15 protein-coding genes and 1 pseudogene are annotated in these 13,864 nt (G+C 70.4%); 9 read left to right on the forward strand and 7 right to left on the reverse strand.

From position 1 onward, the window contains the following. Positions 1-8: 8 nt before the first annotated feature. On the reverse strand, positions 9-959 hold the full coding sequence (locus tag H4W81_RS03470; protein WP_192773440.1) for a GlxA family transcriptional regulator: 951 nt from the start codon (positions 957-959) through the stop codon (positions 9-11). Positions 960-1,031: 72 nt separating this feature from the next. On the opposite strand from H4W81_RS03470, the gene H4W81_RS03475 reads away from it, so the two are divergent. Then, on the forward strand, positions 1,032-2,315 hold the full coding sequence (locus tag H4W81_RS03475) for an MFS transporter (RefSeq protein WP_192773441.1): 1,284 nt from the start codon (positions 1,032-1,034) through the stop codon (positions 2,313-2,315). Next, positions 2,257-2,886 carry an aminoacyl-tRNA hydrolase gene (locus H4W81_RS03480; RefSeq protein WP_192773442.1) on the forward strand — a complete coding sequence of 210 codons (630 nt, stop codon included), beginning with the start codon at positions 2,257-2,259 and terminating at the stop codon, positions 2,884-2,886. Before H4W81_RS03475 ends, H4W81_RS03480 begins: the two co-directional genes overlap by 59 nt. Here the strand turns inward: H4W81_RS03480 and H4W81_RS03485 are convergent. Next, entirely contained in the window at positions 2,876-3,724 is an 849-nt protein-coding gene (locus tag H4W81_RS03485) for a DUF3616 domain-containing protein (RefSeq protein ID WP_264083129.1), read from the reverse strand. The genes H4W81_RS03480 and H4W81_RS03485 overlap by 11 nt on opposite strands. A gap of 209 nt (positions 3,725-3,933) precedes the next feature. Between H4W81_RS03485 and H4W81_RS03490 the strand changes: the two genes are divergently transcribed. From H4W81_RS03490 to H4W81_RS03500, 3 genes and pseudogenes are all read left to right on the forward strand, one after another. Further along, positions 3,934-4,680, forward strand: a complete 747-nt coding sequence (locus tag H4W81_RS03490) for a hypothetical protein (protein ID WP_192773444.1) — start codon at positions 3,934-3,936, stop codon at positions 4,678-4,680. Between the two features lie 38 nt (positions 4,681-4,718). After that, a complete protein-coding gene (gene ftsH / locus H4W81_RS03495) occupies positions 4,719-6,665 on the forward strand; it encodes an ATP-dependent zinc metalloprotease FtsH (RefSeq protein ID WP_318781497.1) in 1,947 nt (648 codons plus the stop codon). Positions 6,666-6,737: 72 nt separating this feature from the next. After that, positions 6,738-7,039: pseudogene (locus tag H4W81_RS03500) on the forward strand (IS982 family transposase); the annotation flags it as partial. A 29-nt stretch (positions 7,040-7,068) separates the two neighbouring features. Here H4W81_RS03500 and H4W81_RS03505 read toward each other — a convergent pair. The 3 genes from H4W81_RS03505 to H4W81_RS48330 all read right to left on the reverse strand — a co-directional run bounded on the left by H4W81_RS03505 (position 7,069) and on the right by H4W81_RS48330 (position 8,264). Next, complete coding sequence (locus H4W81_RS03505; protein WP_192773446.1) at positions 7,069-7,578, reverse strand: CHRD domain-containing protein; 510 nt, start codon at positions 7,576-7,578, stop codon at positions 7,069-7,071. A gap of 96 nt (positions 7,579-7,674) precedes the next feature. Continuing rightward, positions 7,675-7,899: a hypothetical protein gene (locus H4W81_RS03510; RefSeq protein ID WP_192773447.1), complete on the reverse strand. Its 225-nt coding sequence runs from the start codon at positions 7,897-7,899 to the stop codon at positions 7,675-7,677. A 146-nt stretch (positions 7,900-8,045) separates the two neighbouring features. Then, a complete protein-coding gene (locus H4W81_RS48330) occupies positions 8,046-8,264 on the reverse strand; it encodes an uL11 family ribosomal protein (RefSeq protein WP_318781498.1) in 219 nt (72 codons plus the stop codon). Between the two features lie 203 nt (positions 8,265-8,467). Between H4W81_RS48330 and H4W81_RS03520 the strand changes: the two genes are divergently transcribed. The 3 genes from H4W81_RS03520 to H4W81_RS03530 all read left to right on the forward strand — a co-directional run bounded on the left by H4W81_RS03520 (position 8,468) and on the right by H4W81_RS03530 (position 11,162). Next, the gene (locus H4W81_RS03520) at positions 8,468-9,049 is read left to right on the forward strand and encodes a Maf family protein (RefSeq protein ID WP_192773448.1); all 582 of its coding nucleotides are present in this window, start codon (positions 8,468-8,470) and stop codon (positions 9,047-9,049) included. Positions 9,050-9,058: 9 nt separating this feature from the next. Then, positions 9,059-9,826, forward strand: coding sequence for an EI24 domain-containing protein (locus tag H4W81_RS03525; RefSeq protein ID WP_225958439.1), 768 nt, complete (start codon positions 9,059-9,061; stop codon positions 9,824-9,826). A gap of 241 nt (positions 9,827-10,067) precedes the next feature. Continuing rightward, positions 10,068-11,162, forward strand: a complete 1,095-nt coding sequence (locus H4W81_RS03530) for a DUF4192 domain-containing protein (protein ID WP_192773449.1) — start codon at positions 10,068-10,070, stop codon at positions 11,160-11,162. Positions 11,163-11,530: 368 nt separating this feature from the next. Here H4W81_RS03530 and H4W81_RS03535 read toward each other — a convergent pair whose 3' ends face one another. Next, positions 11,531-11,872 carry a hypothetical protein gene (locus H4W81_RS03535; RefSeq protein ID WP_192773450.1) on the reverse strand — a complete coding sequence of 114 codons (342 nt, stop codon included), beginning with the start codon at positions 11,870-11,872 and terminating at the stop codon, positions 11,531-11,533. 195 nt (positions 11,873-12,067) lie between these two features. Between H4W81_RS03535 and H4W81_RS03540 the strand changes: the two genes are divergently transcribed. Beyond that, on the forward strand, positions 12,068-12,628 hold the full coding sequence (locus H4W81_RS03540; RefSeq protein ID WP_192773451.1) for a DUF1707 and DUF4870 domain-containing protein: 561 nt from the start codon (positions 12,068-12,070) through the stop codon (positions 12,626-12,628). A 373-nt stretch (positions 12,629-13,001) separates the two neighbouring features. Here the strand turns inward: H4W81_RS03540 and H4W81_RS48335 are convergent, their stop codons facing one another. Further along, positions 13,002-13,784, reverse strand: coding sequence for a septal ring lytic transglycosylase RlpA family protein (locus H4W81_RS48335; RefSeq protein ID WP_318781499.1), 783 nt, complete (start codon positions 13,782-13,784; stop codon positions 13,002-13,004). Between the last annotated feature and the right edge of the window lie 80 nt (positions 13,785-13,864).

Raw genomic sequence — 13,864 nt, forward strand, 5'->3', positions numbered from 1 at the left:
ACTCGCAATTAGCTGCCGCGGAACGTCTGCCGGTACGCCAGTGGCGGCACCCCCACCGCGGCGTGCAGGTGCTGGCGCAGCGACACGGCCGTGCCGAACCCCGCGCGCTTGGCGATCTGCGCCACCGCCAGATCGGTGGTCTCCAGCAGGTGGCGGGCGTGCTCCACCCGCTGGCGGGCCAGCCAGCGGGCCGGGCTGAGCCCGGTCTCCTCGCGGAAGCGCCTGGTGAAGGTGCGCACGCTCATCCTCGCGTGGTCGGCCAGCGCGGCCAGGTCGAGAGGGTCGTCGAGGTGCTCCAGCATCCACTGCCGCGTGGCGGCGGTGCCCGTCCCCGTGGGCTCGGGCAGCGGCCTGTCGATGAACTGCGCCTGCCCGCCCTCGCGCCACGGCGGCATCACGCAGCGGCGGGCCGTCCGGTTGGCCACCTCGCTGCCGTGGTCGCGGCGGATCACGTGCAGGCACAGGTCGAGCCCCGAGGCGACGCCCGCCGAGGTGAGCACGTCGCCGTCGTCGACGAACAACACGTCGGGGTCGACCCGCACCTGCGGGAAGAAGCGGCGCAGGGCGGCCGCGTGCATCCAGTGGGTGGTCGCGCGCCTGCCGTCGAGCAGGCCCGCCGCGGCCAGCACGAACGCGCCCGTGCAGATGGACATCACCCTCGGCCGCCCGCGCAGGGCGTCGCGCAGCCGGTCGGGGATGGTCCCCGAGGTCAGCGCGGGACCGCCGTGGACGCCCGGCACCAGCACGGTGTCGGCGCTGTCGAGGACCTCGAGCCCGTGGTCGGGCAGCACGCTGTAGCCGGCTTTCGTCCTGACCGGAGCCCTGTCGAGCGAACAGGTGACGACCTCGTACAGATGACCGCCCTCGCCGTCGCGGGCCGACAGGAAGAGCTGGCCTGGGATGCCCAGGTCGAGCGGGGCGAAGTCGTCGAGCACGACCACCGCGATCCGATGGGTCATGGCCGGATTCTTTCACATATTGGCTATCAGGCCACTCATGCCGAAATATCGAGAGCCGGGAGAATCTTCGGCATGAGAGTGCATCGTGCGTGGCTGGTGGCAGGCGTCGCGTTTGTGGCGATCCTGGGCGCGGCGGGGTTCCGCGCGACCCCCGGAGTCCTGATCACCCCGCTCCACGAGGAGTTCGGCTGGTCCACCGGGGAGATCTCGCTCGCCGTCTCGATCAATCTGGTCCTGTACGGCCTGACCGCCCCCTTCGCCGCCGCTCTCATGGACCGCTTCGGCATGCGCAGGGTCGTCTCCGCCGCGCTCACCCTGGTCGCGCTCGGCAGCGGGCTGACCGTGTTCATGGGGGCAAGCTGGCAGCTCGTGCTCTGCTGGGGCGTGCTCGTCGGCCTGGGCACCGGCTCGATGGCACTGGTCTTCGTGGCGACCGTCACCGACCGGTGGTTCGTCAGGCACAGGGGCGTCGTCACGGGCGTGCTCACCGCCGGTGGGGCCACGGGTCAGCTCGCCTTCCTGCCCGTGCTGGCGTGGCTGGCCGAGGGGCCCGGCTGGCGGGTCGCCTCCCTCACCGTGACGGCCGCCGCCCTGATCGTCGTGCCGCTGGTGTGGGTGTTCCTGCGCGACCACCCCTCCGACGTGGGCACCACCCCGCTCGGCGGCCCCGCCGTCGAGGTGCGCAGGCCGACGGCCAACGCCGCCGTCAGGGCGCTGGCCGTCCTGCGGAGCGCGGCGCGGACCCGCGCCTTCTGGTTCCTGGCGGGCGGCTTCGCCATCTGCGGCGCGAGCACCAACGGCCTGGTCGGCACGCACTTCATCCCCGCGGCACACGACCACGGCATGCCCCAGGGCACCGCGGCGGGCCTGCTGGCGCTGGTCGGGATCTTCGACGTCGTCGGCACCGTCGCCTCCGGCTGGCTCAGCGACAAGGTCGACCCCAAGGTGCTGCTCGGCGTCTACTACGCGCTGCGCGGGCTGTCGCTCATGGTCCTGCCGGGGCTGTTCGCCGCCACCACCGAGCCGAGCATGTTGCTGTTCATCATCTTCTACGGCCTCGACTGGGTGGCCACAGTGCCGCCCACCGTCGCGCTGTGCAGGAAGATCTACGGCGCCGACGGCTCGGTGGTCTTCGGCTGGGTGTTCGCCTCCCACCAGGTCGGCGCGGCGATCGCCGCCGTCGGCGCCGGGCTCACCCGCGACCACCTGGGCGCCTACGACCTCGCCTGGTACGCCGCGGGCGCGCTGTGCCTGCTGGCGGCGGCGATGTCGCTGGCCGTGCGGCATGCTGGAACCCATGATGGTGCTCCCGCTGGTGGTCAGGATCGAACGCGCGACGCCTCCCGAGCGCACTGACGCGCTGGAGGCGGCCGCCATGGCCGTGCTCGGCCTGCTCGACGACCCCGGCGAGTGGCAGGCCGAGCTCGAGACCTGGCAGTCCACGGGCAGGATCCGCAAGGTGGTGCGCAGGGCGCGCGGCGCCGAATGGCGCAGGGCGCTCGAGCTGCCCGGCCGTACGGTCGAGCACGGCAGCGCGGAGGTGCGCGTCCACCCGCCCGTCCCGCTGGACGCCTGGCCGAAGGAGCTGGCCAAGCTGCAGGTGGGCGGCACGGAGCTGGCCGACTCCGCCGAGCCGGGACCGGCCGAACCGCCGGTCCTGTGGGAGAACCCGGCGCTGGAGATGTCGGCGGGCAAGGCGATGGCCCAGGCGGGTCACGCCGCCCAGCTGGCCTGGTGGGCCAGCTCGCCCGAGGACCGGGCGGTCTGGCGCGCCATGGGGCTGAGGGTCTCGGTGCGCAGGGCCGAGGGCTTCGACGAGCTGGCCGCCGGTGGGCTGCCCGTCGTGCGCGACGCGGGGTTCACCGAGATCGCGCCGGGCTCGTGCACGTTCGTCGCGGACGTGCCGTGGCTGCGCGTCAGATCGTGACGAGGTCGGCCAGCACGCCGCCCTCGGGGGTCAGCCGCGCGGGGGACGGGCTGTCGTAGACGACCATGAGCCTGCCGTCGCCCAGCGCCGCCAGGCCCTCGGGATGGTCGCAGCCCACGCCGTACGGCAGGTCGGCGACGGGCACGGGCGCGCCGATGCCGTCCCACCGCATGATCCGCACCGGCCCGTCGAGGTCCATGGTCGGCCCCGTGAGCAGCAGCAGGTCGCCGTCGTAGGGGCACAGGTCGCGCACGCCGAGCCCGCCCAGGTCGAGGAAGTGCTTGTGGTAGCCCTTGAGCTTGAGCCGGTGCGGGCCGTCCTCCCGCAGGTCGAGCTCCAGCACGACGGCCCAGCCGCGCAGCACGGGGCCGCGCAGCCCGAGGAAGACCCGCTCCCCGAGCACCGCGAGGCCCTCCACGTCGAGCCCGTTGTCCTTGCCGGGAATGGCGGTGAACGGGCCGAGGTGCGCGTCCTCGGCCAGCGCGTCGGCGAGGCCCGTGAGGATGGCGCCCTTGCCGAGGCCCGCGCCCTCCAGTGGAAGCCGGACGAGGATGAACCTGTTCGGCTCCCGGATGATCGCGCTGAGCCGCCTGGCGGCCTTCTCCCGTGACTTGGCGCGCCTGCGCTTGAGGCTGTGCGAGCCGACCGCCCAGAGCCACCCGTCGGCCCGGGCGAGACCCTCGATGTCGGCCTCGTCCTCCCTGCCCGCCGGCAGGTCCACGAAGTCGGCGAGATGGAACGTGCGCTGGTGGTCGTAGCGCTCTCCGGTCCAGTTCAGGCGCTCAATGGTGGCGGTCTCGTCACCCGCGATCCACAGACCGGTGGCATCGGCGCGCAACGCGGACAGGTTCGTGTGCGTTTGCGCGTCTCGTGACGCCTGGTCAAATCGGAGTTCCACCATGCGTGCTTTCTACACGCAATCCAGCGATATGTCGTACGCTCCCGATCGTGCTCGATGGGGAGAGTGGGGCCGCGGGGCCTCAGGTGAAGTTCCAAGCGAGGCCCACTGGCTCTCCGCTCAAGCGCAGTCGCCTGGGTGACCTGCGGATGCGGGACATCTACCGGGCGCTCGCGGTCGTCGCCGCGCTGGCCGTCGCCGGCGCAGGCGTGCTCGCCATCGCGCAGTCGGGAAGGGCGGACGAGGCCGCCGCCCGGCCGGTCGCCGCGCCGCCGGCCGTACCGGTCTCGTCCACCCCTTCACCCAGCCCCTCTTTGCCGCCCACGCCGAGCCCCGGTGCCTCCATCGCCCCTGGGTACACGGCCATGGAGGCGCTGGCCGCCGACCGCCGCGTGCCGAAGCTGCCGGGCCGCCTCAAGCCGCGCGCGCTGCCCGGCAAGCCGATCAGGACCGTCGGCACGATCAAGGACGTCAAGACGGGGGTGAGCCTCCCCCGCCTGCACGGCCCGTGGAAGCGGTACGGCGCGGCCCCCTTCACCTCCAGGCAGGTGCTGCCGCCGGTGGCCGGGAGCCCGAGAGGCATGCTGGTCAGCTGTCCCGTCCCGATCGAGGCGCAGAAGTCGCTGCGCGACACCGCCCGGCTGGCCGCCCGCTGGACGCTCAACCACCACCCCGAGGGCGCGGTGATCCGCTGGCTCGGCACCCAGCCGGTCAAGAAGGGCTGGTCCCTGGTCTACCAGGTGAAGTACGGCAAGCGCTCCTCGGTGGCCGCCGTCGTCGTGCTCGACACGGGGGAGGCGAAGCCCGCCCTGGTCTTCGTGACCGTCCCCGACACCCAGAAGAAGCGATGGGCGGACATCCGCCGCGTGATCTCAGGGGTTCGTGTTCTAGGCTAGAGCGATCATGTATGCGGCGATATGGGGGAGTGGCCGCCGTGGCTGAGCGTTCGAACCTGCCGAAGAAGGAACCGGACAAGGATCGCCCCAAGCCGTGGCGCGCCGAAGGTCTGCCGGGGGGCGGGCCCGGCGGCCGGCCCAAGATCAATTGGTGGCGCTTCGTCATCACGTTGCTCGTGGTCTACGCCGGATTCTTCCTGATCTCCTCCTTCTTCGACGAGGGCCAGGTCGAGACGATCTCCTACAGCCAGTTCACCAAGCAGGTGACGGCCAACAACGTCAAGGGGGTCTACGCCCAGGGCTACTCCGTCCAGGGAGACCTGAAGAAGGCCACGACCGACCCCGACAGCGCCAACAAGCCCTACACGAAGTTCGTCACCGAGATCCCGGTCTTCGCCAACGACGAGCAGCTCTACCAGCAGCTGACCGCGGCGGGCGTGGAGATCAAGGCCGAGCCGATCAGCACGGGCAGCCGCGGGTTCCTGCTCAACCTGCTGCTGTCGCTGCTGCCGATCGCCGTCCTCGCGGGCCTGTGGATCTGGGTCATGCGCCGCGGCGCCAGCATGATGGGCGGCGGCGGGCTCGGCGGCCTCGGCAAGTCCAAGGCGGCCAAGCCGATCGAGAGCGACAAGATCCGCGTCACGTTCGAGGACGTCGCCGGCATCGACGAGGTGGAGAACGAGCTCGTCGAGATCGTCGACTACCTGAAGGACCCGGGCAAGTACCGCAGGCTCGGCGCCAAGCTGCCCAAGGGCGTCCTGCTCGCGGGCCCTCCTGGCACCGGCAAGACGCTGCTGGCCAGGGCGGTCGCCGGGGAGGCCGACGTGCCGTTCTTCTCGGCCAGCGCGTCCGAGTTCATCGAGATGATCGTCGGTGTCGGCGCCTCCCGCGTGCGCGAGCTGTTCGAGGAGGCCCGCAAGGTCGCCCCCTCGATCATCTTCATCGATGAGATCGACGCCATCGGCCGGGCTCGCGGTGGCGCCAGCGGCATCGGCGGCCACGACGAGCGCGAGCAGACGCTCAACCAGATCCTCACCGAGATGGACGGCTTCTCGGGCGCCGAAGGCGTCATCGTCATCGGCGCCACCAACCGGCCCGAGGTGCTCGACCCCGCCCTGCTGCGTCCGGGCCGCTTCGACCGCACGGTCATGGTCGCCCCGCCCGACGCGGCGGGCCGCGTCGCCATCCTCCGGGTGCACACCAGGGGCGTTCCGCTCGACGGTGACGTCAGCCTGGAACAGCTGGCCAAGACCTCGCCCGGCATGACGGGCGCCGACCTGGCCAACCTGGTCAACGAGGCCGCCCTCCTCGCCGCCAAGCGCGGCAAGGAGAAGGTCTCGGCCGCCGACTTCGCCGACGCGCTGGAGAAGCTGCAGCTCGGCGCGGTCCGCTCGATCGTCATGCCGGAGGAGGAGCGCACCAGGACCGCCTACCACGAGGCCGGTCACGCGCTGCTCGGCATGCTGCAGCCGGGCGCCGACCCGGTCAGGAAGATCTCGATCATCCCGCGCGGGCGGGCGCTCGGCGTCACCCTGTCCACGCCCGACACCGACCGCTACGCCTACGACGAGAAGTACCTGCGCGGACGCATCATCGGCGCGCTCGGCGGGATGGCGGCCGAGCAGGTGATCTACGGGGTCATCACCACGGGCGCGGAGAACGACCTGGAGCAGGTCACGATGATCGCGCGCGGGATGGTCGGCCGCTGGGGCATGTCGGAGAAGATCGGGCCGCTGAGCATCCTGCCCAGCGACGGCCAGCCGCAGGCCGCCCCGCACACGCTCGCCGCGCTGGACGAGGAGGTGCGCCGGATCGTGGACGAGTGCTACGAGGTCGCCACCAGGGTGCTCGACGAGAACCGCGACCGGCTCGAGGCGATCGTCATGGCGCTGCTGGAGCAGGAGACCCTCGACGAGGCACAGGCGTACGCGGCGGCGGGCCTGCCCCGCGCCAACAGGCCGGCCGTCGAACCCAAACCGCACTAGGGGTGTCCCGTGGATCATGAGTGGAGATCTGGTGTAGATCGTCCGTGTGGATGAGGAGTGGGAACGGCTGGCTACCACGGCCGGGCCTTCGAACGCGAACTCACCGAGCGTCACGTCCGCCTGCTGTGCCCGGCCCGCCGGGGCGAGCCCGAACGGGCCGGAGCACAGGTGTTCAAGCCCTTGCGCCAGACCATCGAGTCGATCAACCAGACCTTGGCAAGCCAGCTTGACCCTGGAAACGCCACGGCGGGCGAACACCGGCCGGCGTCATCATGCGCGTGCTTGCCCACGTTCTCGCACTGACCACCGCGATCTGGCTCAACGACAAGACTGGCCAACCGATCAAACGGTGGCTGATCGCATACGACCACTAACCGTGGCCACAGACCTTGACGTCAATCATCTAGACGGCATCGGCGAGCTGGCCACGGATGGCGCCGTCCGGGAACTCCGCGTTGTGGACGTTGGCGTAGAACCCGCTCGGACCCTGGACGATGTCCCGCAACTCGCGGCGGGTCAGCGTGGTGTCGGCGTTGTCGGCCGTCTGGTGCTTGACGGCGTGGATGCACTCGGTCGCGAAGCCCTCGCTGGGCGCCTTCAACGTCACCACGATCGGACCCGCCATTCCCTCCTTGCCCGCGTGGATGTGCGCCGCGTTCGCGGGCTGGATCTTGTGGGCGGTGATGACGTAGCAGAGCGACCATTCCTTCACCTTCCAGGCGAAGATCCCCACACCGTCCGGATCGCCGGGACCGGGAACCTCCTGGGCCCCGGTCAGCTCGACGAAGTGGTAGGGCGGCGTGTGGGTCGCGGTCGCGTCGGGCGTACTGTGGCTCGCAGTCGCGCCGGCCGTACTGGGAAAGACGGCCGCTGCCGCCGCGAGTGCCGGAATCACGATGAGTGACTTGATCACGGTGAACCTCCTTGATGACTGTAAGTGGTGATCCGTTACTGTGCGTAGTCTTTCCAGGTCTACCGGGTCGAAACGCGCTGTCATGACCGGGAATCGTCAAGGAGGCGACATGACCGACGACGGCCTTGTGCCGCCCGGCACGTCGAGCCTGGAGGCGTGGATCTGCCGGCTCTTCCGGCTGGCGGGACCTTGCGCCAGCGGTGAGGCGGCCACGCCGGACACGACGGCATCGACGTGCCGGGTCGGGATGTAGGCGTCGTCACCGCGGCGCAGGGCCCCTGCCATGATCGAGAGCGCGCCCGAGGACGGAGCCGAGATCACCCGGGTCGGCCATGCAGGAGTACGGCCGGCGGTTCGCCGGCTGGATGCTGCAGGTAGGCGCCACGGAAGACGCCATCGAGCCCTAGATCGAAAATCTCGACTTGCCCGGTATCCGTTCGCAGGCAGCGCCCCCGCCGTAAAGTCCGCTAATCACGGACGGTGAGACCCATGGAGCGGGCCGTGCCCGCGACGATCTTCTCGGCCTGATCCAGGTCGACGGTGTTGAGGTCGGGGAGCTTGGCCTGGGCGACCTCGCGGAGCTGGGCACGGGTGATCCGACCGCCGCTCTGGTGGCCTGGACGCGGGCTGCCGCCGTCGAGTCCGGCGATGCGGCGGATCAGCGAGGCGGTGCGTTCGACGAGCACGACCCGCGGAGCCCACGATCGCGTACGGCTGGATCGAGGCCACGTTGCGTGACTTGTCGAGCACGTGAGGTCGCATCTTGTGGGCAGATGAAGCGTGCCGCCATATTCGCACTCCTGGTGGCCGCGTCCGTCTTCATGCCGATCCTCGTGGGCGCCCCTTCTCGTGGGACCTTGCGGAGGTCGTCTCCCGATAAACTGGGCGGGTGATCGTGCTCGCCTCAGCCTCGCCCGCCCGCCTTGCCCTCCTCCGCAGCGCCGGGCTCGATCCCAAGGTGATCGTCAGCGGGGTGGACGAAGCGGCCGTCACCGCGATCCTGCCGTCCGACCTGGCATTGAAGCTGGCCGTCGCCAAGGCCACCGCCGTCGCCGAGGGCCTCAACGAGGGGCTCGTCATCGGGTGCGACTCAATACTCGAACTCGACGGCAGGCCGTACGGCAAGCCGGCCAACGGCGAGGAGGCGCTGACCCGCTGGCGGATGATGCGCGGCAGGACCGGCAGGCTGCTGACGGGCCACTGCGTGATCGACGCGGCCACGGGCAAGCGGGCCGCCGAGGTGGGCTCCACAGTGGTGCGGTTCGGCATGCCGTCCGAGCGGGAGATGGCCGCCTACGTCGCCAGCGGCGAGCCGCTCAACGTGGCGGGCGCCTTCACGCTCGACGGCCTCGGCGGATGGTTCGTCGAGGGCATCGAGGGCGACCACGGGAACGTCCTGGGCATCTCTTTGCCGCTGGTTCGCTCGTTGTTCGACGAACTCGGTTACGCGGTGACCGACTTCTGGCGCTAGTTTCTCCCCATGCGATCATTGCGGGAGTTCGCCGGTGGCATCGGATTCTTCTTCCAGGGCCTCGGCTGGGTGGCACGAAACGGCCGATGGTGGGCATTCGGCCTGATTCCCGCTCTCATCGCATTCGCCGTCTACGTCGCGGCCCTCATTTATCTGGGCAACAACGCCAGCGGCATCGCCGACTTCCTCACGCCTTTCGCTGACGGATGGTCCGAGGGCTGGCGCGACTTCTTCAGGGGCGCGCTGGGGGTGCTGCTGTTCATCGGAGGGCTGGCGCTGGCCGTGCTGACCTTCACGGCGCTGACGCTGACGATCGGCGATCCCTTCTACGAGAAGCTGTCGGAGAAGGTCGACCCGCTGGACGGGCCCGACGACACCCCGTGGTGGCGATCGATCCCCAGGTCGCTGCGCGACAGCCTGGTGACGCTGCTCTATGTGCTGTTGTTCACGATCCCGCTGTTCTTCCTCGGGTTCGTGCCGGTGATCGGGCAGACGGTGGTCCCCGTGCTCGGCGCCCTCGTCTCCGGTTTCTTCCTGACGGTCGAACTGACGTCCCTCGCGATGGAACGGCGCGGCATGCGGCGGCGCGACCGCTTCGCCGTACTGCGCGGCAACAAGGCCCCGGCGCTGGGATTCGGGGTGCTGGTCTTCCTGCTGTTCCTGGTGCCGTTCGTGGCGGTCATCGCGATGCCGGCCGCTGTGGCGGGAGCCACCCTCTTGGTCCGCTCGCGCCTCATCCCCGCACCTTCCGCGACGCCTGACCATCCGCCCGCGTAGCCTTCGCCCACTCCCGGGCTGTCTCCCACCCCGCCTTCGCCTGTCCCCCCGGCCTTCGCCCGTCGCCCTGGCTGTATCCCCCCTGGGCCTTCGCGCTGTCTCCCCCGGGCCGTCCTCTGGCCGTCTCCCATCCCGGCTCGCCTTTCGACTCATCCACAGGCCCACCTCAGCGGCGTCCCCCATCCACAGAACTCCGCTCGCCCGAAACATCCACCCCACCCGCCGGGCACCCTCATGCCCCATGAGCACCGACCTCACCGAACCCACCCTCACTCTGTCCACCCCCGCCGACATCCTGGCCGCGGTGCCGTACATCGTCGGATTCCACCCCACCGACAGCCTGGTCGTGATCGGGCTGTCCGGCGGGGTCGGCCAGGGAGAGATGCGGGTCTGCGCGCGCTGGAACCTCCCGCTCCATCCCGGAACCCTGCGCCCGCTCGGCGCGCTGTTCGCCAGAGAGTCGATCACCCACCTCGTCGCCGTCGGCTACGGCGCAGGTCCTCACGTCACCCCGGCCGTAGACGAGGTCATGAACATCGCCACGTGGTGTGGCGTCACGCCCTGCGAGGTCCTGCGCGCTCATGAGGGCCGCTACTGGTCCTACGTGTGCGACCTGACCGACTGCTGTCCACCGGACGGCACGCCGTACGACACCTCCGTCAGCCAGATAGCCGCCGAGGCCACAGTCCAGGGCCTGGTCGCCCTGCCCGACCGCACGACCCTCGAGGCCACCATCGCCCCGCTCTCGGGCCCGGTCCGCCTGTCGATGCGCCAGGCCACCACCGAGGCCGTCACCGCCTTCCGCACCGGATTGGCCGCCGCCCCCGACGCCGGCCACTTCGCCCAGCGGTTCGTCGCCGACGGTTTGACCAGGGTCCGCTCAGCCATCGCCACGTCGACATCCGGAGGCAGGATCGACGACAGGGAGGCCGCCCGCCTGGGCCTCGACCTGTCCGTGATCCGCGTCCGCGACGAGGCCTGGACCCTCCTCGACGACGCCGGCCAGGCCGCCCACCTGGCCCTCTGGAAGGACCTCACCCGCCGCCTGGAACCCCGCTTCGTGCCTCCCGCGGCGGCCCTCCTCGCCATGTCGGCCTGGCGCGGGGGCGACTGCGTCCTCGCGACCATCGCCCTGGAGCGAGCCCTGGCCATCAACCCCGACTACTCCATGGCGAACCTGCTCATGCACGCCCTCCAGCACCTGCTCTCACCCAAGCTGCTACGCGACCGCATGCCCAGCCCCGCCGAACTCGACTCCGCCATGGGCACTCCCCACGCAGGCTGGCTCCTCCCCCTCATCGCCATCCTCGACGAAAGAGACGAACCCTCGGCTTGACGGGCTCACCGCTGCCAGCCCGCGCGATGTGCGGCTCCCATAGCGAGGAAGGGGGGACGCCACGGCGTGGAGTCGCGTCGCACCCAGTCGACTGCCGGGGTCGCGCGGGCGGGTGGTGAGAGGTCATGTGGCGGAGATCGTGCGGCTGGGCATCCTTGGGTGCCCAGGTGTGGGGTCGTGTGCCGCGGGACCTGGTGAGGTAATGGCGTTGTCCGCAGTGGATTGCCCGGGACGAGGGGGTGGAGCTCAGTGGGTGCGGGAGGTGGTCAGGGATGGCTCTGCTGTTTCCGTGCCTCCCCATCGTTTCGACGGGACTGCGGTGAGAGCCGATGTTTGCGGTCGGGATAAGGAAAGGGGCAGGGGGAGGTCTAGCCGAGGTCTTCGCGCTTGCGTCGTTCGTTGTAGGCCCGCATGCGGGGTGGGTAGCCGGTCAGCTGGACGTCGTAGACAGGAAGCGCAAGGTCTCGGGCCACCTTCCGGATCACCTGGGGCGCTCCTACACGCCGTCGGGTCCACTCGCCGTCGTCGGCCACGGCCACGGCCGTGGTGTCGGTCGCGAAAGTCTCGGGCTCGACGAAGAACTCCACGCCGCGCCTCGACTTGGCAAAGGCGATGAGCGCCTCGATATCGGCGTCGGTGGCCTCACGGTCGAACTTGGCAATCTTGTTACCGCGCCAGCGCCGCAACCCATAGCGATCTCGCCATCTCATGCCTCCTTTTTATACCGTTCGCCGCGCTGCCGCGTCGGGGCTGTTATCGGGGTGACATCGGGGTTTCTCCCGATGCCGTCTCGTATCTGCGGGGAGGAGGATGTTTTCAGATCGCCCACGAGGAAAGGCATGGCATTCATGGCAGCGCCACACACCCCAGCGCCGGCATCCCACGGGCACGGCCCGGTGCCGCCGATGGAGCTGAGGGTCACCAACCAGGACCGCGAGCACGTGGTCGAGCACGTCAAAGCCGCGTACGCCGAGGGCCGCTTCGACAAGTTCGAGTTCGACGAGCGCCTCGAGCGCGCCATGACGGCGCGCACCCATGGCGACCTCATGCCGATCATGACCGAGCTGTACGGCCCGCAACGCCGCTGGCAGCAGCCGCTCGTTCCGCCCAGGCCGGTGACCCTGCCGCCCGACAGCGCGAGGGGAATCCCCGCTGACAGCAACGAACGCCTCGGGGGAGCGGCGGCACACCTGCTGGCCCTGCCGGGGCTGGTCATCCTGGGGCCGCTGATCATGCTGCTCACCGGGGGCAAGACGTCGCCCTACATCCGTCGTCACGCGCTGGAGGCCCTGAACTTCCATCTCACGGTGGTCGGCGCGACCATCCTGCTGCCTTTCACGATCGTCGGCGTGGTGCTGATTCCGGTGATCTGGGTGGCCGCGTTCGTGCTGACGATCGTTGGCGGTGTCTCGGCGCTGGCGGAGAACGACTTCCGCTACCCGTTGACCGTCCGACTGGTGAAGTAGCCGCTGTTCCCGGGGCTGCGCCTGACGTCTCGGACCACACCTGAGGCCGTTGCATGGGGCCTTCCCGATGTGAGGCCGGAGAAGCGGCTTCGACCGGGGGTGAGGTGGGGGTGAGTCCCACGGCTGGGGCTCAGCTCATGGGGTGATCCGGCGGGGCGGCTTGGGTTCAAACCGGTGTTGTGGGGGTGAGCTGGCCGGGGTGGTTTCGGCTGAACCCGGGTGGTGGGTGGCCCGGCGGGGCTTGGGTTGAGGTCTCGGTGTGGGGCGTGAGCTGGCCGGGGTGGTTTCGGCTGGACCCGGGTGGTGGGTGGCTTGGGCCCGGAGCTGGGTTGTGCGGGGTGATCCGGCGGGGCGACGATGAAGGGTGATGTCGTCAGCTGGCCAGGACCTGGTACTTGACGGTCATCACGCCCGCGTTGGTGTTGCCGATCGTGGAGAAGGCGGCCTCGGACAGGTCGAGGCAGCGTCCCCCGGTGTACGGTCCGCGGTCGTTGATGCGCACGACCACCGACTTGCCGTTCGACGGATTGATGACGCGGACCTTGCTGCCCAGCGGCAACGACTTGTGCGCCGCCGTCAGGGCCGAGGGGTCGAAGCGCTCGCCGCTGGCCGTCATCTGGGGCTCGTCGTAGTACGAGGCGCCGCACCGCCCCGAGGAGATGACGCGGACCTTCGGCTGGGCGGGCGCGGCGACGGGCTTCGGCGCCTGAGAGGGCTTGGCCTGAGCGCCGTTCGCGGTGCTGCCCTTGGCGGACGCGGTGCTCGAGCTGCCCGTGGACGCCGAGTTGCCGGTGGAGCCGTTCGAGGAACCAGCCGGGGAGCCGGGCGACGAACCGGCCGGGGAGCCGGGCGATGAACCGGCCGGCGTGGACGCGGAACCGCCTGGCGCGGTGGAGGTGGAGCCGCCGGGAACGGCGGGGGAAGTGCCAGGGGCAGAGGTGGCGGCCGAGGGGAGCGCGGTGCCCCCGGCGGCGCCGGGCGTGCTCGCCAGGCCGCTCATGGCACCGGAACCGGCGCCGGAAAGGGGGCCGGTACCCGGGGACGCGCTGACCTTCGGCGACGGGGTGAGGGAGACGAAGAGCCCGCCGCCCGCCCTGGGCTTCGGGGTGTCGTCGTTCGCGACGGCGGCCCAGGCGGTGGTCGAGGCGGCCAGCACGGCGGCGCCAAGGGCGACAGTGGTCCAACGGCGTCTGCCCGGCGCCGTCAGACGGCCCAGGGGATTCCGGCGAGACGGCT

It is taken from the genome of Nonomuraea africana (assembly GCF_014873535.1).
Taxonomy (GTDB): domain Bacteria; phylum Actinomycetota; class Actinomycetes; order Streptosporangiales; family Streptosporangiaceae; genus Nonomuraea; species Nonomuraea africana.